This is a genomic window from Acinetobacter sp. YH12100, assembly GCF_013419135.1.
Classification (GTDB): domain Bacteria; phylum Pseudomonadota; class Gammaproteobacteria; order Pseudomonadales; family Moraxellaceae; genus Acinetobacter; species Acinetobacter pseudolwoffii.
The window spans coordinates 210,561-231,976 of record NZ_VPAQ01000002.1 but is presented as its reverse complement, the minus strand read 5'-3'; the positions used below and the strand labels follow the sequence as shown (position 1 = coordinate 231,976).

Genomic DNA, 21,416 nt, shown 5'->3' with positions numbered 1-21,416 from the left:
GCGAAAACACGGAGTTTTCGCACGTTTCGGACGAATAGCAATTAAGCAGATTTACTATTCACGACCTTTAAATCTATTTTTGTCGCTGTCTCTTGCTGATCATGCGGCTGACGCTCGGCACGGTATTCCGGCTCTGCTTCACCTTTAATCACCGCTTCATTGACGACCACAGTGCCGACATCACTACGGCTTGGCAAGTCATACATGGTTTCCAGCAATGAATTTTCCAGAATCGAACGTAGACCACGTGCGCCTGTATTACGCTCAACTGCTTTCTTAGCCACGGCACGTAGAGCAGATTCTTCAAAGACCAGATCCACATCTTCCATATCAAACAGATGTTGGTACTGACGGGTCAAAGCGTTCTTCGGCTCAGTCAGAATCTGCATCAGTGCTTCTTCATCTAACTCATCCAAAGTAGCAATCACTGGCAAACGACCAATAAATTCTGGAATCAAACCAAATTTTACCAGGTCAGTTGCTTCAACTTGACGGAACAAGTCAGACAGCTTCTTGGTTTCATCTTTTTTACGCACTTCTGCAGTAAAGCCGATGCCACCTTTTTCCTGACGCTGCTGTACAATTTTCTCAAGTCCTGAGAATGCACCACCACAGATAAACAGGATGTTTGAGGTATCAATCTGAATGAATTCTTGCTGCGGATGCTTACGGCCACCTTGGGGCGGAATCGAAGCAACCGTACCTTCGATCATTTTCAATAAAGCCTGCTGTACGCCTTCACCCGATACATCACGCGTAATCGATGGATTTTCAGACTTGCGGGTAATCTTGTCGATCTCGTCGATATAGATAATGCCCTTCTGTGCTTTCTCGACATCATAATCGGCTTTTTGCAAAAGCTTCTGTACAATGTTTTCTACATCTTCACCCACATAACCTGCTTCGGTCAGTGTGGTTGCATCTGCCATGGCAAAGGGTACATCAAGAAGGCGCGCAAGCGTTTGTGCAAGCAAGGTTTTGCCTGAGCCCGTCGGGCCGACCAGCATGATATTACTTTTTGAAAGTTCAACTGAATCGTCAGCTTTTTTGCCATTATTCTGCACTTTCAGGCGCTTGTAATGGTTATACACTGCAACCGACAAGGTCTTTTTTGCGATATCCTGACCAATGACATATTGATCCAAGGCCGCACGGATTTCCTGTGGTTTCGGCAAAGGACGATTGGCCCAGTCATTGGTTTCCACCTGTTGACTGGTTTGAACCAAATCTAAGCATACGTCCACACATTCGTTACAAATGTATGCGTCCTCGCCTGCAATCAGCTTCCCGACTTCAGACTGCGTTTTACCGCAAAATGAACAATGCTTTTGTCCTTGAGGATGTTCGGACATATTTACTCCACTATCTGAATCTTTAAAACTTATGGACGTTTAGTTAAAACTTCGTCCACAAGACCGTATTCTTTCGCTTGCTGAGCAGTCATAAAGTTATCACGGTCTGTATCGCGTGCTACTTTCTCGTATTCCTGACCGCTGTGTTCAGCCATTAAACGATTTAAACGTTCTTTAATAAATAGAATTTCACGGGCATGAATTTCAATATCCGAAGCCTGACCACGGAAACCACCGAGTGGCTGATGAATCATAACACGGGCATTTTCTAAGCAGTAACGCTTACCTTTAGTTCCGGCATTGAGCAGGAAGGCACCCATAGATGCTGCCTGCCCCATACAATAGGTCACCACGTCAGGTTTGATAAACTGCATGGTGTCATAAATTGCCATACCTGCAGTCACTGAACCACCTGGCGAGTTGATATATAAATGAATATCTTTATCTGGATTTTCAGCCTCTAAAAACAACATTTGCGCAACGATAAGGTTCGCCATATTGTCTTCAACTTCGCCCGTCATAAAAATTACACGTTCACGCAAAAGGCGTGAATAAATATCAAAAGAACGCTCACCACGAGAGGATTGTTCTACCACCATTGGCACTAAAGCGTTTTCAATCGTTGGAACATACATACGTTTATTTATTCCTAAATTTTTTGTGACCTAACCCATAATCACAATATGAGGGATAATCACTGAAATTGCAAAAAATTCGCCAATAAATCCATCATATTTTTTGCATTAGTTTTGTGAAAATCAGAAATGCTTTTTTCAGGCATCAATATGAAAAAAAGGCGCATCAAGCGCCTTTTTTATGGAAAGCTAAAATTAAGCTTGTTGACGAGCTTGCTGCTCTTTCAATAAGTCTTCATAGCTTACAGTCGCATCAGTTACTTTAGCAGAAGCCAAAATGTAATCAACAACTTGGTCTTCTAGTACAACAGCTTCGATTTGTTGACGTTGTTGCGCATCGTTTTTGAAGTATTCGATCACTTCGTTTGGATCTTCATAAGAAGACGCCATGTCTTGGATATACGCTTCAACACGTGCAGCATCTACTTCGATTTTCGCATCAGCTAAAACACGGCTAACCAATACACCAAGTTTTACAGATTTTTCAGCTTGTTCTTTGAACAATTCGTCTGGAAGCATGCTTGAATCAAATGCTTGCGCACCTTGAGCACCGAACTGTTGAGTGAACTGCTGAATCATTTGTTGACGTTGACGGTCAATTTCTTGAGCAAGCATAGCCGCTGGAAGTTCAACTTCGTTTGCAGCAACAAGCGCATCAAAAGTCGCACCTTTTACCTGGTTACGCAGGCCGTTTTTCACTTCACGTTCCATGTTTTTACGAACGTCAGCTTTCAACTTCTCAACGCCTTCTTCTTCAGACACACCGAAGATTTCCAGGAATTCAGCATCAATTTCTGGAAGTTTTTGTTTTTCAACAAGCTTCACAGTGATTTTGAATTGAGCTTGTTTACCAGCAAGGTTTTCAGCTTGGTAATCTTCAGGGAAAGTTACATCAATCACTTTCTCTTCGCCTTTCTTCATACCAACGATGCCGTCTTCGAAGCCAGGAATCATACGGCCAGAACCGAGTACAAGTTTGAAGTCTTCAGCAGCGCCGCCTTCAAATTTCTCACCATCAACCGTACCTTCAAAATCGAAAGTCACTTGCATGTCTTTTTTAGCCATGCCTTTGGTTTCAGCCCAAGCAGCACGTTGTTTTTGAAGATTTTCGATCATCTTCTCAACGTCTTTATCGTTGACTTCAGTTGCTTTACGTTCAACTTCCAGACCTTCGAATTTCACTTCAACTTCTGGATAAACTTCAACAGTCGCTGTATATACCAGCGCGTCGTCTTTCATTTCAGTTTTTTCGATGTTTGGCATGCCCACAGCATTGATTTTCTCTTGCTGGATTGCTTCGAAAACTGTGTCACGAATAATATCGTTTACTACTTCTTGGTAGATACCCGCGCCGTATTCACGACGAACTACGTTTACAGGCACTTTACCTGGACGGAAGCCGTTGATCTTCGCAGTTTTAGCAGTGCGTTTTAAACGAGCTTCAAATTGCTCATTAATACGGCTCGTCGGTACAGAAACATTTAAACGACGGGCAACGCCCGAAACCGCTTCAGAAGTTACTTGCATGGCTTCCTCTATATATTAGGTTATAACAGGTTTATAAAAATGTGCCACATTATATGACAACATTTAAGGATATACAAAAAATACGCGCGAGTTCCAGTTTTTAAACCCTTTTTTTACTTGAATTGGCATCTTTTCAAATATTCAGGCGATTAAATTGAAATGAAGGAATTGTATATTTTTATTGCAAATGATAAATATTATCACTAGTATTCACTTTCAAATTTGATACAAAACTTTGAACTCTCTCCATATTGGAATTTTGGTTATGCGTGATTTTAATCTTCGACCTTTAGCTGTGGCTATTCTTGGGGTTACAACAGCTGCTGCTCATGCTGAAACAACAAGCACAACATCTGTTCCGACAACTCAACTTTCCACGATTGTTGTGTCAGCGGCAGGGTATGAACAAAAAATTAAAGATGCTCCAGCATCTATTACAGTTCTAACAGAAGAAGATTTTAAAACTAAACGTATTACTTCTTTAGCAGATGCTTTAAGCGATGTAGAAGGTATTGATATTAGTCCTACGGCTGGTAAAACAGGCGGTCTAGATATTAGCATTCGTGGCTTACCATCTGAGTACACACTTGTACTCATTGATGGTCGCCGTCAAAACAGTACCGGCGATATTACACCGAATGGCTTTGGTGAAACAAAAAATAATTTTATTCCTCCATTGTCTGCAATTGAACGCATCGAAATTATTCGTGGCCCGGCATCTACCTTATATGGTTCGGATGCAATGGGAGGTGTCGTAAATATTATTACTAAAAAAGTAAGCAGCGAATGGACCGGTTCGATTGGTTTAGAAGGATCAATCTTGCCGAAAAGCTCTGATTTTGGTAACCAACGTAGTATCGATTTGTATGCAACTGGTCCCTTAGTACAAAACCTTTTGGGCTTACAAATTCGCGCAAAACATTGGGAACGTGACGAATCGAATGTAACTAGAGATATTGACCAAACAACATTAGGTACAGGTAATAATCCATCTGAAGGTAAAATTGATACCCTAGGTGCACGTTTAACATTAACACCCACAGACAAGCATGACATATCTATTGATGCAGAGTCTCAGCGCCAATCATATGAAAATCCGAAAAATACCAACGGTTTCCAATTAGGTACTGTAGGCCCAGCAGGTGGCTATGATAATGAGATGGAATTTAATCGTGATAAATATGTGCTAGCTCATCAATGGCGTAATGACATTGGTACTTTAGACAGCAGCATTACCCGTAATGAAAGTGAAACTGTTGGTCGTCTTATTCCATCACGTATGCAAGGTGGCGATTTAGTTACTAAAACCCCGCGACTAATTGAAAGTGAAGATACTATTTTTGATACTAAACTGTCTGTAAATTCAATAGCAAATCATAACTTGATCTTAGGTGGCCAATGGTGGGATGCCAGCATTTCAGATGGCCTACGTTCATCTAAACCTGAGGTTAACTTTACTCAAGTTGGTTTGTTTGCAGAAGATACATGGAATATCTTACCAAACTTCGCCTTAACATTAGGTCTGCGTTATGATGATCACGATACTTTTGGTGATTTCATTACTCCTCGTGCTTATGCTGTTTGGAATGTTAACGATACTTGGACACTAAAAGGCGGTTATTCAGAAGGCTATAAAGCTCCTCGTTTAGAACAGTTGACAAATGGTGTAGTAAACGTTGGACGTCAAGGTGCTCAACCTATTTTTGGTAATCAAAATTTAAAACCTGAAACTAGCGATAACTATGAGCTTGGCATTTATTTCACACCTAATAATGACTTAAATATTAACTTGACAGGTTTTATCAGTACCGTTGAAGATAAAATTGTTTCAGGTGCAATCACAGATACTTCGGTAAATACAGGTGGCAATCCAGGTGAATGTTTAGTAAACCAAACTTGTGCAGACTATTTAACTGGTCTCGGCACTCCATGGCAGTGGCTTAATCAATCCAGTGATCGTGCTTTTATGATCACTCGACCTGACAACGTTGATGAAGTTGAAATTTATGGTACAGAGCTAGGTATTAATTGGGGCTTTGCTGAAGATTGGAAATTAAACTTTAACTACACTTGGACTGAAACTGAGGTTACCAAAGGTAAAGATAAAGGGAAAAAGTTACAAGACACCCCTGAGCATATGTTTAATGCAACTGTAAAATGGAATGTCGCTGACAATGCTGATCTTTGGTTACGTGGTGAATACCGTACCGAACGCTCTCGCTTCAAAACCACAAACTTAACTGGAGATGATCTTACTGTTTATAATACGTTGGGTGACTATGAGGCATATGGTTTAATGCACTTAGGCACAAATTATGCCGTGAATGATAACTGGGATATTGGTGTTGCACTCTACAACATTTTCGATAAAGACTTTAATAAGTATGAAATCGTTGATGGTACTGCCTATAACTTATATAGCAATACCCAAGAAGGTCGTCGCGTTCAGTTAAGTACAACTTTTAAATTCTAAGAAATACATCTCTTAAAAAAACCCTGCCCTGGCAGGGTTTTTTTCTTATCGTGCGATCAATACTTTCCAAAACATTGCTAATTCATGCCCTTCTAATAAACATCATTATTCTCAATAAAAAGTTAACAATCAGCTTTATTTATCAATATTTATTAAAATCAATTGTTTAATCAAGTATTGATATAACATTACATTTGAAATCTCATTTAATATTTTCTTAAAGATCATGAATTCCTATGACAAAAGGATAAAAATAAAAACAAGAATCATTATTATTCTCATACTTTTTTAATATTCATTTTTTAGGTTTAACATGACCTTCATTAAAACACGTAAAAAAATCGTTTCCTCTGCAATTGTTTCATCTTTATCAATGGTGGCTGGATCTGCGATGGCAGAAGAACAGGTGATCCAGTTAGAGACGATTCATCAAGAAGTCAAAGCTGAACCGGCACCTAGCTTCAAAGTAAGCCAATCTGCAAACAGCAAATTTGTAGCGCCTTTACTCGATACCCCCAAGTCAGTTGCGCTCATTTCAAAACAGTTAATTGAAGATACACAAGTCACTACCTTAAGTGATGCCTTGCGTACAGTTCCAGGGATTACCTTGGGCGCGGGTGAAGGTGGCAACCCAAACGGTGATCGTCCTTTTATTCGGGGTTATAATTCTGAAAGCTCCATGTATGTAGACGGCGTACGCAACGCCACTTCACAGAACCGTGAAATGTTTGCTGTCGAACAGGTTGAAGTCACCAAAGGTTCTGCATCTGCCATGGGCGGTGCAGGAACGACTGGTGGTAGTATCAACATGATTTCTAAAGTTGCTAAAGCGGGTGACTTTCTAGAAGGTTCTGTCGCGGGTGGTACTGACAACTATCAACGCATAACCTTGGATGGCAATAAAGATTTTGGAAATGGTATAGCAGCACGTGTGGCCGTGATGGGTCACCATAATGAAAAAGCTGGCCAGAAAAATGGTGCCGAATATAAACGTGCCGGTATTGCACCGAGTATTGTATTTGGTCTGGACACCCCTACCCGTGCGACTTTAAGTTATTACTATTTAAAATCGGATGACACGCCGGATTCAGGGGTTCCTTATAAGTATGATGCGGCAAAAAAAGCCACCGTCGGTAAACCTGTCGATGTAAAACAGGGCATTTATTATGGTTTATTAAGTCGTGATTTCCAGAAACAGGAAAATCAGATCGGTACCATCAAACTGGAACACGATTTAACGGATAACCTGACCCTGAGTAATACAGCGGTATATAGCACTGCCAAAAATGACTACTTATGGACCCAGCCAGATGACTCCAAAGGGAACGTGCTGAATGATAAAGTCTGGCATCGTATAAACTCACGTATTACTGATACCAACATCTTTACCGACCAGCTTGCTTTGACAGGTAAGTTTAATACAGGTGCATTCAAGCATAGCTTTAATATAGGTGCAGAGTACTCAGATCAAAAATCTGACAAAGGTAACTACTTAACAAGTTATCCAGGCTATCCAGGTACCACCACAGGTGGTTTCAACAGCGACTGTGCTATCAACGATGCATGGTGTACATCATTAACTAATCCAGACTCACGTGATCAATGGTTGGGCTCTTCCGCAGCCAACAAAAATCTCACGACAACCACGACCGAGACTACATCTGTCTATCTCTTAGATAATATCGAGTTTAGCCCGCAATGGTTATTAGATTTGGGTTTACGTTGGGATAAATTTGATACCAAGCAAACCACAAACGCGACTGGCGACTCTATTGAAAATAATACCGATTTCCTGACCTATCAGGCTGGATTAATCTTTAAACCTGTTGAAAATGGTTCTATCTATGCAAGTTATGCGACTTCTGCCAATCCGGTCGGTGTAGATGGCGGGGATGGTTCAGAAGCAATTGGCCAAGTCTATATGGACTTAGATCCAGAAGAGAGCCGTACCTTTGAAATCGGTACAAAGTGGGATGTATTAAATGAAAGACTGAGTTTAACCGCTGCCGTGTTCCGTACTGAAAAACAAAATACACGGATTCAACTGGATGCTGCTACATATACCAATGGCGGCGAAACCCAAGTAGACGGTCTTGAGCTGGGCGTAAATGGCCAAATTACGGATAAATGGGCTGTATCTGCTGGTTATACTTATCTCGACAGTGAAACTGTGAACCCGGGCCCATCCTGTAACCGTCAAGGCGTGTGTACACCGGATAACCCTGCCAAAGGTAAGCAAATGCAGAATGTACCTAAAAATTCTGCAACCCTTTGGACTACCTATGCTGTAACACCTGCTTTAACTTTAGGAGCGGGTGCTGTTGCAATGGATAAAGTTTATGGTGATGCAGCCAATACCAAGTGGGTTCCAGGTTATGTCCGTTATGATGCCATGGCGCGTTATAACGTGAATGAAAATGTTGATTTGCAATTAAACGTCAACAACCTGTCTGATGAACGTTACTTCACTAAAGCTTATGCCTCTCACTATGCCACTGAAGCAGAAGGCCGCAGTGCAGTGCTGGCAGTCAACTTTAAATATTAATTCAATATAAGCGCATAGCCTCCTGATGGGAGGCTATGCTATTTTGAAAATGCAATTATTCGAGGGTTTCCAGTGCTGCATCATATTCCAAATGTACTGAGCAAAGAACAGGTGCAATATTTCCGTGAGGAGATGAAGAAGATTGAGTGGGTCAATGGCAAAGTCACAGCGGGTACACTCTCTGCCAGCGTGAAACAGAATCAGCAATTGCCTGAAGATCATCCACTCACTCATCATCTCAGCAATATTATTCTGGAATCTCTGGGACAGCATGCTTTATTTTTATCAGCGGCAATTCCTCTGGATATTATTCCTCCCCTGTTTAACCGCTATGAAAATAATGAATCTTTCGGCTTTCATGTCGATAATTCGATTCGTCGTATTCGTGGGAGCAATGAACGTCTCAGAACAGATTTATCCTGTACGGTTTTCCTGAGTGAGCCGGAAGAATATGTCGGTGGTGAACTGGTGGTTGAAGACACCTATGGCTATCACGAAGTAAAACTGCCTGCCGGGGATATGATTCTGTATCCATCCACCAGTTTGCATGAAGTCACCCCAATCACCTCAGGTTGCCGAATTGCCTCATTTTTCTGGATACAAAGCATGATTCGTGATGATGCAGAACGGCATATGCTGTTTAATCTGGATCAAAGCATTCAAAACTTGAGAATGCAACTGGGCGATCAGCATGCAGAAGTTATGAAACTGACCAATTTGTATCACAACCTCATGCGCAAATGGGCCGAGCTTTAAAAGCTTGCCCGGATGAAATGTCTTTAACCATCTAGGGCTATCTTTTCTAAAAATAGAGGCTGATATGGCATGATTGGGTGTAAAAAATAACGGCTTATTTCAAAATCAAGAAAATATAAAACACTATACTTAAAATATATGGGAATATTTTTCAAAACTTAAAGCTTATAAGAAAATCTTTATTAAGATACGACTAAAATCTATTAAAAAAGCAAAAACTTTTCGGTTTAACTGGATTAAACTTAAAGTTATAAGTTGATCATGCAGGTTTTTTGATTAAAACTAAATCCCAAATATTCCAGAAGATTTTTAGTTTTAATGCTGGTTCCAATCTGTATGTAGACGATTATAGACACAATCTATTCGGTAACCTTTGCCAGTGCTTCAACCAAGCGCAGACTCTATCAGGTTACACAAGGAGCTCTCTCATGATGTTGGCTGATCCAAGTAAAAAATACCGTCGCATGTATCAACGTGTGGACTTACCAGACCGTCAATGGCCGAACAATGAAATCAACAAAGCGCCAATCTGGATGAGTACTGACCTGCGTGATGGTAACCAGGCGATCTTCGAGCCAATGAACATGGAGCAAAAATTCAAGATGTTCCAGATGTTGGTGAAAATCGGTTTCAAGCATATTGAAATTGGTTTCCCTTCAGCATCGCAAATTGACTTTGATTTCACTCGTAAATTGATTGAAGAAGATCATATTCCTGAAGATGTTTATATCGAAGTTTTGGTTCAAGCCCGTGATCATTTAATTGCTCGTACCTTTGAATCTTTACAGGGTGCAAAACGTGCCATTGTGCATATCTACAACTCCAATTCACCGACTTTCCGCGAGAAAGTCTTAAATGTAGATGTAGCGGGCGCAAAACAATTAGCCGTCAATGCAGCACAAAAAGTCAAAGAATATGCCGCAAAACAGCCTGAAACTGAATTTGTCTTCCAGTACAGTCCGGAATGTTTCACTGCGACTGAATTAGAAGTCGCAAAAGATGTCTGTGATGCTGTGACTGAAATCTGGGAAGCATCACCGACCAATAAAGTGATCTTGAACTTGCCAGCAACGGTAGAAGTTTCAGGTCCACATATCTATGCCGATCAAATCGAATGGATGCACCGCAATATTCAGCGTCGTGATGGTGTAATCATTTCAGTGCACTGTCATAATGACCGTGGTTGCGGCATCGCGGCATCTGAATTGGCGATTATGGCTGGTGCCGATCGTGTTGAAGGTTGTGTGTTTGGGAACGGTGAGCGTACCGGTAATGTCGATGTGGCAGCAATCGCATTGAACATGTATACCCAAGGTGTTGCGCCAAACCTGGATTTCTCCAATATCAATGAAATTATCGCGACTGTAGAAGAATGTACCGGTTTGCCAGTACATCCACGTCATCCATACGCAGGTGATTTGGTCTTTACTGCATTCTCCGGCTCACATCAGGATGCGATCAAAAAAGGTTTCGAATTCCAGAAAGACCAAGAAATGTGGGATATGCCATATTTACCAATCGATCCAAAAGACTTGGGCCGTGACTATGATGCGGTGATTCGCGTTAACTCACAGTCAGGTAAAGGCGGTATCGCCTACTTGTTAGAATCGAATTACAACGTGACTTTACCACGTCGTTTACAAATCGAGTTCTCGCAAATTGTACAAAAACGTACCGATGAACAAGGCACTGAAATTTCTGCAACCGAGATCTGGAAGTTGTTTAAAGAGACTTATGTCGATGTTAAACATGTACATTACTCAACTAAGAACTACAAGTTATCGGATGACAATGGCAATCAGGTGATTGAGCTGGATCTTGAAGTTGAGGGTCAGTCCCGCCGTGTTCGCGGTGAAGGCAATGGTCCAATTTCTGCAATCTTGGATGCACTTCAGTTACCGATTGATGTGGTGAACTATGAAGAGCGCAGCATCAGTTCAGGTGCGCATGCCAAAGCCTTGGCCTTGATTGAACTGCAAGTCAAAGGCACTGGCAAGTCTGCCTTTGGTGCGGGTGTGCATGACAACATCGTGACCTCTTCGATCGAAGCAATTCTTGCATCGACCAACCGTCTGATTGATCAAGGTGTATTAAGCACTGATCAGGTAATCGCTGCTGCGGTCTAACCGGCTGTATTAGAATTAGCGATAATTCATAGCACTAAAATGACTTTAGAAGGATATCCGCTAGTGGTATCCTTTTATTATTCATACTCAAGATTTTAAGGCGAATCCTCCCCGTGTCTTTTCCAGCTGACTCAGTGGGCATTGTTGTCCCACAAAAGTTCCAATTTGAAGAGCCGTTAGAGCTTGAATGCGGTCGCATCCTCCCCCGTTTTGAACTGATGGTTGAAACTTACGGTACCTTAAATGCTGACAAGTCGAATGCCATTCTGATTTGTCATGCCCTTTCTGGTCATCATCATGCCGCAGGTTATCATCATGAAGATGATAAAAAGGCCGGCTGGTGGGACGCCTGTATTGGTCCCGGCAAAGCCATTGATACTGCAAAATTCTTTGTGGTTTCACTGAATAATATTGGGGGCTGTAGTGGCTCTACCGGTCCAACCTCACCAAATCCTGAAAATGAAAACCGTCCTTATGGTCCAGATTTTCCGCTGGTCACGGTCCGCGACTGGGTTAAAACTCAGGCTTTATTGTCCGATCGTTTAGGCATTCAGACTTGGGATGCCATCATTGGTGGTTCACTCGGTGGCATGCAGGCACTGCAATGGTCAGTGGATTACCCGAACCGTTTAAGAAAATGTGTGATTATTGCCAGTGCGCCAAAACTTTCAGCACAGAATATTGCCTTTAATGAAGTAGCACGTCAGTCAATTTTGTCTGATCCTGACTTCCACAACGGCCGTTATCTGGAAAATGACAGCTATCCCAAACGTGGCCTGATCCTGGCGCGTATGGTCGGTCATATTACCTACCTGTCCGAAGAAGCCATGAAGCAGAAATTTGGCCGTGATCTGAAATCTGGCAAATTTATGTATGGTTTTGATGTCGAATTCCAGGTCGAAAGTTATTTGCGTTATCAGGGTGAGCAGTTCAGCCGTAACTTCGATGCCAATACCTATCTGATCATGACCAAGGCACTGGATTACTTTGATCCGTCGCGTGAATATGAACAGTCGCTTAAAAAAGCCATGGCCAATACCCAGTGCAAGTTCCTTGTAGTGTCATTCACCACTGACTGGCGTTTTACCCCTGCCCGCTCACAGGAAATCGTGGATGCCTTGATCAGCAACCACAAACCTGTCAGCTATCTGGATATTGATGCGGAACAAGGTCATGACTCCTTCCTGTTCCCGATTCCGCTCTATGTAAAATCTTTGCGTGCATTTCTCGGGGGTGAAGAACACCTTAAAGCAACACCGAAGGAGACCATATAATGCGTATCGATCAACAACTCGCTGAAAAGTGGATCAAGCCGGGTTCTAGCGTACTCGACCTTGGTTGTGGTGACGGTGAACTGCTGGCACAAATGAGCAAAAAGCACGATATTCGTGCATACGGATTAGAAATTGATCAGGAAAAGATTGCAATTGCGGTCAGTCGCGGGTTAAATATCATCCAACAAGACTTAAACCTCGGTTTAAGCCGCTTTGCCGACCAGTCTTTTGACAATGTGGTCATGGCACAAGCTTTGCAGGCTGTAGATGCACCTGACGTATTATTGCGTGATATGGTGCGTGTAGGGAAACAGGCCATTATTACGTTTCCGAACTTTGCCCACTGGAAGACCCGTTCTTTCTTGGCAATCAAAGGGAGAATGCCGGTTTCTGAAGCCTTGCCGTATATGTGGTATAACACCCCGAATATCCACTTATGTACATTTCGTGATTTTGAAGCACTTTGTGCGGAAAATAATATCAAAATTATTAATCGACTCGCTGTGAACGGGAATCAAGAAGATAGTTTGCTGAGCAAGCATCTCCCTAATCTATTTGGTGAAGTCGCAATTTATCGAGTGAGCGCGCTATGAAAAAATTATTATTAGGTACGACGCTACTGGCTGGACTTTTTGGCATGCAAGCCCATGCCGACTATGTTGCTCCAAGTCCTTCTGTTGCCAGTCAAGCGGCTCAGTATTCAGTAATGGATATCAACAGTCTGATCAAAGCAGCTAAAGCAGGTCAGGCCGGTGCACAGTTTTATCTGGCCACCAAATACCAGTATGGCAAAGACATTCAAAAAGATGAACGACAGGCCTTTGCCTGGTACAAAGCTGCTGCCGATCAAGGTTTAGCTGTGGCGCAGTTAAATGTCGGCCGTATGCTGGCAGATGGCATGGGCACCCGAAAAGATGAAGCGCTGGCACGTCAGTATTTTGAAAAAGCAGCCAGCCGTGGTGATAACCGTGCCAGCTTTAACCTGGCCATGATGGAAGAGAAAAAGAAAAACTACATGGGTGCTTATCAGTGGTATGAACTGTCTACCCGTGATGGCATGCTCGACAATAAAGTGATTACCCTTTCTGAAGGCAAGAAAACAGCATTGGCGGCAAACTTGACCCAGGAACAGATCCGTCAGGCGCGTGACCGTGCCGACAGATGGATTCAGGCACAATAAAGCTGAATGGTATAAATAGCACCTTCGGGTGCTTTTTTATTGCCTACAAACCCGCAATGGCAGTTAAAATAGCACGATTGATATTTAGAGAATGAGTGACACATGGCTTCTACAGATTGGTTATCCCAAGGCACACTGGTATTGGCAAGTAATAACAAAGGTAAAATTGCCGAGTTTGAGAAAATGTTTGCTGAATTACAATTACCTGTTGAAGTCGTGGCGCAAGGTAAATTGAATATCGAAGATGCCATCGAAGATGGCTTAAGCTTTGTTGAAAATGCCATTATCAAGGCACGTCATGCCTCTAAAATCTCAGGTAAACCTGCGATTGCCGATGACTCAGGCATTTGTGTGCCAGTTCTTGGCGGAGCTCCTGGGATCTACTCAGCACGTTATGCCGGTGAACATGGCAATGATGCCGCCAACAATAAGAAACTGCTGGCAGATTTGAAACCATTGCGTAAAGATAGCGAAGCGATTGAAGGCATGTTTGTCTGTGTACTGGCACTGGTTCAACATGCTGAAGATCCACTGCCACAAATTTTCCAGGGCATCTGGACGGGTGAAATTTTAGAAGCAGCACGCGGTGAAAATGGCTTCGGTTATGACCCGCTGTTCTGGTTGCCGGAACTCGGTATTTCCAGTGCAGAAATGAGCAAAGAAGAAAAGAATAAAATCAGTCATCGTGGTCAGGCCATGCAGCTGTTTAAAGCCAGTTTGGCGAAATAATTTGTTTTACCCCTCCCTTTTCCAAAGGGAGGTCGGGAGGGATTCAAATTTACCTCTTATCAAGAATCCCCCTAAATCCCCATTTTTCAAAGGGGGGGGACTTTATAACTCTTTCTAGCCTTCTCTCCAAAAAAGGAAACTTTATAGCGTAGGCATCACCGCATGCAACACCAGCCCATAGATCCCAATCAAAATTGCACTCGCAATCGTCCCCGAAGCAATATATTTGGCAGAATGCCCTGTGCCCTGATAATGGGTTTCTAAAGCCACGATGTTCGCTGCCGGTGGCAATAAGAAATACATCATCATTACACTATAAGTCAGGAGCTGATGTGGAATCGGCAAGAATATATAGGCAATACCAGCCAAGCCTAATGCAAAAATAAAGCGCCCGCTGATCAGCACCAGACTGCGCTTTAAATCCCTCAGCTGAATACGGACATGACGAAGCCACATGCCCAAAATGCACATTCCTGCAAAAGTGACTAAAAATTTATTGGCTGCATATGCCCATTGAAGGGTGGGATGAAACTCATAATGACTAAAGTCCCAAAATGATAAAACCCCTGCAATACTGAGTGCGATCACCGGTGGCGATTGCAGGATATTTTTCAGAATAAATGTCCAATCTTGGCGAGTTTGGCTCACGGCAATGACAGCACTGACATTCCCAAATAATGAGCCACCAATATAAAGTGCAATCATGGTCGACATTGCGTCAGTGCCAAACACTGCTAAGGCAAACGGCAGACCGAGCCATACGCCATTCAAATAGCTAAAACACAGCGCACGCAATTTATCTTTGGCAAAATAATAAAACAGGCTAAACAGCACAATTGAACTAAAAATACTAAAGCCCATCAGCCACAGACTGCCCGCTTTATAAAACACCATATTGTAAATAATCAGCACAGGAATCAGGACACGTGCCAATAAAGCCGCCAAGACAGGTCGAACCGGCTTTAAATATTGCACACCCCAATAACCAATCAAAAAAGACAGCAGGGGAAGAATCAAGGCCATGACAGTGCTGCTGAGATTTCCATATCAGGTTATATGCTAGCACAGCATCCTTTTCATCTAATGATAGATTTTTCATATGAATTACTCATTACCCTGCTGCCGTGTCGGCAAACTGTCATTAAAGCGTCACCGCGCTGTCATACAAGCCTGCTGAGATAGGGGCATGAAATATAGAGGATAAAATAATGGCAGGATTATCAATTTGGCATGTGCTGATTTTTGCAATTGTGGTGATTTTATTGTTTGGTACATCGAAGCTGAAAAACCTGGGTAAAGATGTCGGCGGTGCAATTAAAGACTTTAAAAAATCAGTCAAAGATGAAGAAGCAGAAATGGCCAAGCTGCAAGAACCGCGAACGATTGATGCACAAGTCAAAACCCCTGAAACCTCAATCAAGAGTTAAGAGTCCGCTATGCTCAATATCGGAATGACCGAGCTGCTGATTTTCGGGATTATTGCACTTCTGGTGCTTGGGCCAGACAAGTTACCTGAGGCAGTCCGTTTTGTCGGAACATGGTATGGCAAGATCAAGCGCATGGTCAGCAATGTTCAGAACGATCTGGATCGTGAATTACGCTTGTCCGAACTGCGAGAACAGATGCAGGCCGAAATGCAGCGGATCCAGCAACTCGAAGCCAAGATGCAGGCACAAATGGCAGATTTGCAGCAGCCGATTGCAACTGATGAATTAAAAGTAAAGCCTCAGGCTGCCCAGCCCGTGCTTCGCTATCAGCCTGTAGTACAGCCCGTATCAGTGGTGTATTTACCTCAGCCTGCACAAACTCAAGCAGTGATTTCCCAACAACGCTATACAGAAATGAAGGTGGCCGTATGACGTCTTCACCGACCACACCTGCTTCAAATGATGCTGCAGCGCTGAACCTTGAAGAGATGCCGATTACCCAGCATTTGGTGGTGTTAAGAAAACATCTGTTTAAAGTGGTTGCTGTCCTGATTGGCCTGTTTTTCTGTTTGCTGCCCTTTGCCAATCAGACCTATCAATGGTTATCTGAACCTTTACGGGCACAATTGCCTGCCAGCTCGACCATGATTGCCACGGATGTGACGGCAACATTCATGGCACCGTTTAAGCTGAATTTCTTTGTGGCGCTGATGATCACAATGCCGTTTATTCTGTATCAGCTCTGGACATTTGTTAAACCGGCGTTATATGCCAAAGAAAAGAGTCTGGCGCTGCCGCTTTTGATCGGCAGTATTGTGCTGTTTTATACCGGGATCAGCTTTGCCTACTTTGTGGCCTTGCCTTCGATCCTGCATTTTTTTATCAGTGTCTCGCCGGAAACTGTGGCACCGATGACCGACATTAACAGTTATCTTAGCTTCTGTTTAAAGCTGTTTCTGGTCTTTGGTTTTACCTTTGAAATCCCGATTATTACCTTGGTTTTAATCCTGATTGGGGCAGTTTCAACACAAACCCTGGTGGAGAAACGGCGCTTTATTATTGTCGGCTGTTTCTTTGTCGCGATGTTCGTGACACCACCAGATGCACTGTCGATGATCATGTTGGCTGTACCGATGTGGTTGCTGTTTGAACTGGGTTTGCTGGCCGGAAAACTGATCGAAAAACGGCGTTTAAAAGCGCAATAAGAACAATCAGCCAAAACAAAAATCATGCTTTAACTCAGGCAGCTCCGGCTGTCTTTTTATTTTTAAAATATCAGTAAAATACTGATTTATTTAATCTTAATGTCACATTTCCTTAAGATTAGTGTCACATCTCAGACTTAAGGTATTGAAAACTTCTACACCACCAAGCACTTATTTTTACTTGAGACTTTAAAATGAAAAACGAAGACATGATACCTTGCCAGGATCTGGTTGAAGACAGTAATAATTCAAACAATAGCCACTTTCAAACAATTCTGGATCAATACACCAGTCGCCGTAGTTTTATTGCAAAAACCACCAGTGGGGCAATGGCCTTAGCCTTTGCAGCAACAGTAAGTGGTTGTTCAGATGATGATAATGATTCTGGCACGCCTGACACTAACCCCACCACACCACCAGACACCACGAACCCAGATCAACATGCATGGAGTGACCTGAAAGCGCGCCCGAATAAATTGACCTTTGAGCCGGTTCGCAAAAATACGCAAAACTTCTTTAGCGTGCCTGAAGGCTATGAACTGAAAGTGCTATATGCGGTCGGTGATCCAATTAACCCTGCATATTCAGAAAAGACAGATGTAACATTAGCTTCAGGTGCTTCTTATCAGTTCCGTGCAGGCGATAACCATGACGGCATGAGCTTTTTCGGTATGCATCCAAGTAACAAAAACTATGCGGCCAAAGAGTCCACCCAAGGTTTACTGGTTTTAAATCACGAATACCTGCAACAAGCTCAACTCCATACGCCAGAAGGCCCGATTACGATCGACGGTGTACGTCCAGAAGATCAGGTCCTTCGTGAAGTGAATGCGCATGGGGTTTCGGTCATTGAGATTAGCAAAGATGCCAATACACAAGAGGTTAAAATTAACTTAAATTCTAAGTTTAACCGTCGTATCACGGCAGCAACCGAGATGGAAATTCATGGACCCGCTCGCGGCTCTGACTTGGTGAAAACGATTTTCTCACCCGATGGAACGTTGACGCGCGGCACCTTTGCCAACTGTGGTAATGGGTATACACCTTGGGGCACTTACTTAACGGCTGAAGAAAACTGGAGTGGTTATTTTGCCCGTCAAGCCAATGACACCCGCGCGATTGCAAAAGAAGAAATTGCCTTGTCACGTTATGGTCGTGGCGGTAGTGAGGCCCGTTCATCTCAATACCGCTGGAATACTCCGGTTGCTGAATTAACCGGTGATAAAGGACTGTATGATCGTTGGGATATTTCAGTAAAAGGCGCCAGTGCTTTAGCTGATTATCGTAATGTCATGAATACCTGCGGATTCATTGTCGAGATTGATCCATTTAGCGCGAACACACGTCCGGTTAAACGTACTGCATTGGGCCGCTTTGCCCATGAAGACTGCCGCTGTAGTAATCCGATTCCGGGTCAGCCATTAGCCTTCTATATGGGGGATGATGCAACAGGCGAATATATCTATAAATTTGTTTCTGATGCAGTCTGGGATCCGAAAGATGTCAATGGGGGTTATACCGCTGGTGATAAATACATGGATAAAGGCACATTATATGTCGCTAAATTCAATGATGATGGTACTGGTGAATGGTTAGAACTTAGCTATGGTAAAAATGGTTTAACTGCTGCCAACGAAATTTATCCATTTGCAGGCCAAGACGATATCGTCATTAATCTCCGTCTTGCTGCCGATCATGTCGGCGCGACCAAAATGGACCGTCCGGAATGGGTTGCCGTCAATCCGGAAAATGGTGAAGTCTATGTCACTCTCACCAATAACGGTAACCGTGGTCGTGCATATGAAACTGATGCTGCCAACCCACGTAGCTATATCGACTTCAAAGGTTCAAATGCCAGCAATTCAGGCAATATGAATGGTCATATTATCCGTTTTAGTGAAAATGAGAATAATGTCAAAGCCACGACATTTGCCTGGGATATCTTCCTGTTCGGTGCAGAAGCACGTGCTGCCTCTAACATCAACCTGTCAGGTCTGGATGATTTAAATGACTTCTCTAGCCCGGACGGGATGTGGTTCGATCCGCGTGGTATTTTGTGGATCCAGACGGATGATGGCCAGTACACCGATGAAACCAACTGTATGATGCTGGCAGCCCTGCCAGGTACAGTCGGTGATGGCAGAAAAGCATTGGCAGCCAGCACCAAGGCTGAAGGACAGGAAACCTTTGTCGGTGCCAAACTGAATAATGATCGGGTTCGCCGCTTCCTCACAGGGCCATCGGGCTGTGAAATTACCGGTGTGACGATTACGCCGGACTACAAAGCAATTTTCGTCAATGTGCAGCATCCAGGCGGTGCATGGCCAGCCAATCAAAGTGAGCGTTATAGCCGTTTAGGCAAAGTGCCTCGCTCTGCGACTGTGGTCATTACCCGTAAGGATGGCGGTGCGATTGCCGGTGAAGCCTTGGAACAAGCGACAGCATAAAAAAATAAGTTTCATTAAAATGCCGGCAGATGTCGGCATTTTTTATCTGGGATTATTGTTGTAGCATCATGATTTTCTCGATCAATTGCCCTGCAGTCACACCTTGTTGTGACTTCTCGATCCAGTGCCATTGTCCTCGCTGCATTCTTAGAAAATTCGAGCAACGGGTGCCGTAAGTCGGGCTTTGAATAAAAGTCGAGGACAGCAGATGTTCCATTTCAACCGAGATCCCTGTTTCCGGCAACAGTTCAGGAATCACCTTGCGTTCATCTTCCAGAATATCCCAAACCGCATGACACAGATCAGTTTCTGGCATGGCTGGTTGTTGCAGCATGGGTAAAAATTCCTGGGTAAAGCGTTTACGCAAATGCCGGGTCTTATACCAGTCTTCGCTCATCAGGCCATTGGAGACAACATAGACGCCTTGTGCCAGCACTTGCGGTGCTTCGCCGCGATTGCTCATATACACCGCCTGCTGCTGGTCTCCAACGAACAGGTTAAAACCGGCATAGTCACACTGCCGTTGTTCCAGATCTTGCGCGAAACGAATCGGCGTTAAGTCCGAATTTAAAAAATCTTGGATGATATGACCACGTGAAGTCGGATAGTGCCCTTTGTCCTGTCCATCACGAAAATTGGTAATCACCGCCCAGCGACCGGAAGCCGTAATTCCCATCCAGGTGCCGCCCGACTGCAGATCCTGCCCGGCAATTATCGGACTATTCTCCCATTCATGCAGCTCCTGCGTAGGACGCTGATAGAACTCATCCCGATTTGAAATCAGACATAATGGGCTCTGATCCAGAACCTGCCAAGCCAATGCCACGATACACATAATTTACGCTCTCGATCTTTACACATTGAATGTACAACATTTTTCTTTGCTTTCAGCTAAAATCTGTGCAAAACAGAATCACAAGGAACAGGAATGCTCACCTATCCCAATATTGATCCCGTCGCGATTTCGCTCGGGCCCCTGCAAGTCCACTGGTATGGACTGATGTACTTACTGGCATTTTTATTTGCCTGGGGATTGGCAACGTTTCGAGCCAAACAACGCGGCTGGACGCCAGATATGGTCTCTGACCTGATTTTCTTCGGTGCGCTTGGTGTCATCATCGGTGGCCGTGTCGGTTATGTCTTGTTCTATGGTTTTTCTCAGTTCCTCGCAGATCCTTTATGGTTATTCCAGATCTGGACCGGTGGTATGAGCTTCCACGGTGGTTTCCTCGGTGTCATTCTGGCCATGCTGTGGTGGTGCCGGAAATACAAGATGACCTGGTTCCAGACCCTGGATTTTATCGCACCCTGCGTACCAACGGGGCTGATGTTTGGCCGGATTGGTAATTTTATTGGCGGTGAATTGTATGGCCGTCAGGTGACCGATCCCAACTTTGCCTGGGGCATGATTTTCCCGACCGATCCTTTGCAGCTGGTGCGTCATCCATCACAATTGTATCAGGCGCTGTGTGAAGGCCTGATTCTGTTTATTGTATTGTGGTGGTTCAGTTCCAAGCCGCGTCCACGTATGGCGGTCTCTGCACTGTTCCTGATCGGTTATGGTCTGGCACGCTTCGTGGTCGAGTTCTTCCGTGAGCCGGACAATGGTCAGCTGTTTATTGGCTGGATGAGCAAGGGCCAATTCCTGAGCCTGCCAATGATCCTGATTGGTTTGTGGATGATGTGGTATGCCTACCAAAAGAAAATCTATGACTGGGGTCCACAGAAAAACAGTTAAAA

Annotated in this window: 18 protein-coding genes; 13 read left to right on the top strand and 5 right to left on the bottom strand. The window is 43.6% G+C overall.

Features of this window, described 5'->3' with window-relative positions; translation table 11 throughout:
* Positions 1-41 precede the first annotated feature (41 nt).
* The 3 genes from clpX to tig all read right to left on the bottom strand — a co-directional run bounded on the left by clpX (position 42) and on the right by tig (position 3,514).
* The gene (gene clpX, locus FTU40_RS02970; RefSeq protein WP_100329253.1) at positions 42-1,352 is read right to left on the bottom strand and encodes an ATP-dependent protease ATP-binding subunit ClpX; all 1,311 of its coding nucleotides are present in this window, start codon (positions 1,350-1,352) and stop codon (positions 42-44) included.
* Positions 1,353-1,381: 29 nt separating this feature from the next.
* A complete protein-coding gene (gene clpP / locus FTU40_RS02965; RefSeq protein WP_005095582.1) occupies positions 1,382-1,987 on the bottom strand; it encodes an ATP-dependent Clp endopeptidase proteolytic subunit ClpP in 606 nt (201 codons plus the stop codon).
* 195 nt (positions 1,988-2,182) lie between these two features.
* Positions 2,183-3,514 (bottom strand): trigger factor, encoded by a 1,332-nt coding sequence (tig, locus tag FTU40_RS02960; RefSeq protein ID WP_005095580.1) that lies wholly within the window; start codon positions 3,512-3,514, stop codon positions 2,183-2,185.
* Between the two features lie 265 nt (positions 3,515-3,779).
* On the opposite strand from tig, the gene FTU40_RS02955 reads away from it, so the two are divergent.
* The 8 genes from FTU40_RS02955 to rdgB all read left to right on the top strand — a co-directional run bounded on the left by FTU40_RS02955 (position 3,780) and on the right by rdgB (position 14,597).
* Positions 3,780-5,987 carry a TonB-dependent receptor domain-containing protein gene (locus tag FTU40_RS02955; protein ID WP_180039718.1) on the top strand — a complete coding sequence of 736 codons (2,208 nt, stop codon included), beginning with the start codon at positions 3,780-3,782 and terminating at the stop codon, positions 5,985-5,987.
* A 313-nt stretch (positions 5,988-6,300) separates the two neighbouring features.
* The gene (locus FTU40_RS02950) at positions 6,301-8,532 is read left to right on the top strand and encodes a TonB-dependent siderophore receptor (protein ID WP_180001635.1); all 2,232 of its coding nucleotides are present in this window, start codon (positions 6,301-6,303) and stop codon (positions 8,530-8,532) included.
* Between the two features lie 72 nt (positions 8,533-8,604).
* On the top strand, positions 8,605-9,288 hold the full coding sequence (locus FTU40_RS02945) for a Fe2+-dependent dioxygenase (protein WP_100355653.1): 684 nt from the start codon (positions 8,605-8,607) through the stop codon (positions 9,286-9,288).
* Positions 9,289-9,716: 428 nt separating this feature from the next.
* Positions 9,717-11,414: a 2-isopropylmalate synthase gene (leuA, locus tag FTU40_RS02940; protein WP_005095570.1), complete on the top strand. Its 1,698-nt coding sequence runs from the start codon at positions 9,717-9,719 to the stop codon at positions 11,412-11,414.
* A 113-nt stretch (positions 11,415-11,527) separates the two neighbouring features.
* Positions 11,528-12,688: a homoserine O-acetyltransferase gene (locus FTU40_RS02935; protein ID WP_180039716.1), complete on the top strand. Its 1,161-nt coding sequence runs from the start codon at positions 11,528-11,530 to the stop codon at positions 12,686-12,688.
* Positions 12,688-13,281: a methionine biosynthesis protein MetW gene (gene metW / locus FTU40_RS02930; protein ID WP_004278415.1), complete on the top strand. Its 594-nt coding sequence runs from the start codon at positions 12,688-12,690 to the stop codon at positions 13,279-13,281. Before FTU40_RS02935 ends, metW begins: the two co-directional genes overlap by 1 nt.
* The gene (locus tag FTU40_RS02925) at positions 13,278-13,868 is read left to right on the top strand and encodes a tetratricopeptide repeat protein (RefSeq protein ID WP_100534625.1); all 591 of its coding nucleotides are present in this window, start codon (positions 13,278-13,280) and stop codon (positions 13,866-13,868) included. Before metW ends, FTU40_RS02925 begins: the two co-directional genes overlap by 4 nt.
* A 102-nt stretch (positions 13,869-13,970) precedes the next feature.
* Entirely contained in the window at positions 13,971-14,597 is a 627-nt protein-coding gene (gene rdgB, locus FTU40_RS02920; protein WP_180001633.1) for an RdgB/HAM1 family non-canonical purine NTP pyrophosphatase, read from the top strand.
* Between the two features lie 141 nt (positions 14,598-14,738).
* On the opposite strand, the gene FTU40_RS02915 is transcribed toward rdgB, so the two are convergent.
* A complete protein-coding gene (locus FTU40_RS02915) occupies positions 14,739-15,620 on the bottom strand; it encodes a hypothetical protein (RefSeq protein WP_005172765.1) in 882 nt (293 codons plus the stop codon).
* Between the two features lie 185 nt (positions 15,621-15,805).
* Between FTU40_RS02915 and tatA the strand changes: the two genes are divergently transcribed.
* The 4 genes from tatA to FTU40_RS02895 all read left to right on the top strand — a co-directional run bounded on the left by tatA (position 15,806) and on the right by FTU40_RS02895 (position 19,676).
* Positions 15,806-16,024, top strand: coding sequence for a Sec-independent protein translocase subunit TatA (tatA, locus tag FTU40_RS02910; protein ID WP_100355649.1), 219 nt, complete (start codon positions 15,806-15,808; stop codon positions 16,022-16,024).
* Positions 16,025-16,033: 9 nt separating this feature from the next.
* The gene (gene tatB / locus FTU40_RS02905; RefSeq protein WP_005095555.1) at positions 16,034-16,456 is read left to right on the top strand and encodes a Sec-independent protein translocase protein TatB; all 423 of its coding nucleotides are present in this window, start codon (positions 16,034-16,036) and stop codon (positions 16,454-16,456) included.
* On the top strand, positions 16,453-17,229 hold the full coding sequence (tatC, locus tag FTU40_RS02900; RefSeq protein ID WP_005095554.1) for a twin-arginine translocase subunit TatC: 777 nt from the start codon (positions 16,453-16,455) through the stop codon (positions 17,227-17,229). The genes tatB and tatC overlap by 4 nt, the downstream gene beginning before the upstream one ends.
* Positions 17,230-17,423: 194 nt before the next feature.
* Entirely contained in the window at positions 17,424-19,676 is a 2,253-nt protein-coding gene (locus FTU40_RS02895; protein ID WP_159138506.1) for a PhoX family phosphatase, read from the top strand.
* A 52-nt stretch (positions 19,677-19,728) separates the two neighbouring features.
* On the opposite strand, the gene FTU40_RS02890 is transcribed toward FTU40_RS02895, so the two are convergent.
* Positions 19,729-20,511, bottom strand: a complete 783-nt coding sequence (locus tag FTU40_RS02890; protein WP_180039714.1) for an NRDE family protein — start codon at positions 20,509-20,511, stop codon at positions 19,729-19,731.
* Between the two features lie 93 nt (positions 20,512-20,604).
* Here FTU40_RS02890 and lgt point away from each other — a divergent pair, with 93 nt between their 5' ends.
* The gene (gene lgt, locus FTU40_RS02885) at positions 20,605-21,414 is read left to right on the top strand and encodes a prolipoprotein diacylglyceryl transferase (protein ID WP_005095548.1); all 810 of its coding nucleotides are present in this window, start codon (positions 20,605-20,607) and stop codon (positions 21,412-21,414) included.
* Positions 21,415-21,416: the final 2 nt, after the last annotated feature.

Excerpts from the sequence above, each read along its gene's own strand:
- clpX (WP_100329253.1), bottom strand. The coding sequence starts at position 1,352 with ATGTCCGAACATCCTCAAGGACAAAAGCATTGTTCATTTTGCGGTAAA.
- clpP (WP_005095582.1), bottom strand. The coding sequence starts at position 1,987 with ATGTATGTTCCAACGATTGAAAACGCTTTAGTGCCAATGGTGGTAGAA.
- tig (WP_005095580.1), bottom strand. The coding sequence starts at position 3,514 with ATGCAAGTAACTTCTGAAGCGGTTTCGGGCGTTGCCCGTCGTTTAAAT.
- FTU40_RS02955 (WP_180039718.1), top strand. The coding sequence starts at position 3,780 with ATGCGTGATTTTAATCTTCGACCTTTAGCTGTGGCTATTCTTGGGGTT.
- FTU40_RS02950 (WP_180001635.1), top strand. The coding sequence starts at position 6,301 with ATGACCTTCATTAAAACACGTAAAAAAATCGTTTCCTCTGCAATTGTT.
- leuA (WP_005095570.1), top strand. The coding sequence starts at position 9,717 with ATGATGTTGGCTGATCCAAGTAAAAAATACCGTCGCATGTATCAACGT.
- metW (WP_004278415.1), top strand. The coding sequence starts at position 12,688 with ATGCGTATCGATCAACAACTCGCTGAAAAGTGGATCAAGCCGGGTTCT.
- FTU40_RS02925 (WP_100534625.1), top strand. The coding sequence starts at position 13,278 with ATGAAAAAATTATTATTAGGTACGACGCTACTGGCTGGACTTTTTGGC.
- rdgB (WP_180001633.1), top strand. The coding sequence starts at position 13,971 with ATGGCTTCTACAGATTGGTTATCCCAAGGCACACTGGTATTGGCAAGT.
- FTU40_RS02915 (WP_005172765.1), bottom strand. The coding sequence starts at position 15,620 with ATGGCCTTGATTCTTCCCCTGCTGTCTTTTTTGATTGGTTATTGGGGT.
- tatA (WP_100355649.1), top strand. The coding sequence starts at position 15,806 with ATGGCAGGATTATCAATTTGGCATGTGCTGATTTTTGCAATTGTGGTG.
- tatB (WP_005095555.1), top strand. The coding sequence starts at position 16,034 with ATGCTCAATATCGGAATGACCGAGCTGCTGATTTTCGGGATTATTGCA.
- tatC (WP_005095554.1), top strand. The coding sequence starts at position 16,453 with ATGACGTCTTCACCGACCACACCTGCTTCAAATGATGCTGCAGCGCTG.
- FTU40_RS02895 (WP_159138506.1), top strand. The coding sequence starts at position 17,424 with ATGAAAAACGAAGACATGATACCTTGCCAGGATCTGGTTGAAGACAGT.
- FTU40_RS02890 (WP_180039714.1), bottom strand. The coding sequence starts at position 20,511 with ATGTGTATCGTGGCATTGGCTTGGCAGGTTCTGGATCAGAGCCCATTA.
- lgt (WP_005095548.1), top strand. The coding sequence starts at position 20,605 with ATGCTCACCTATCCCAATATTGATCCCGTCGCGATTTCGCTCGGGCCC.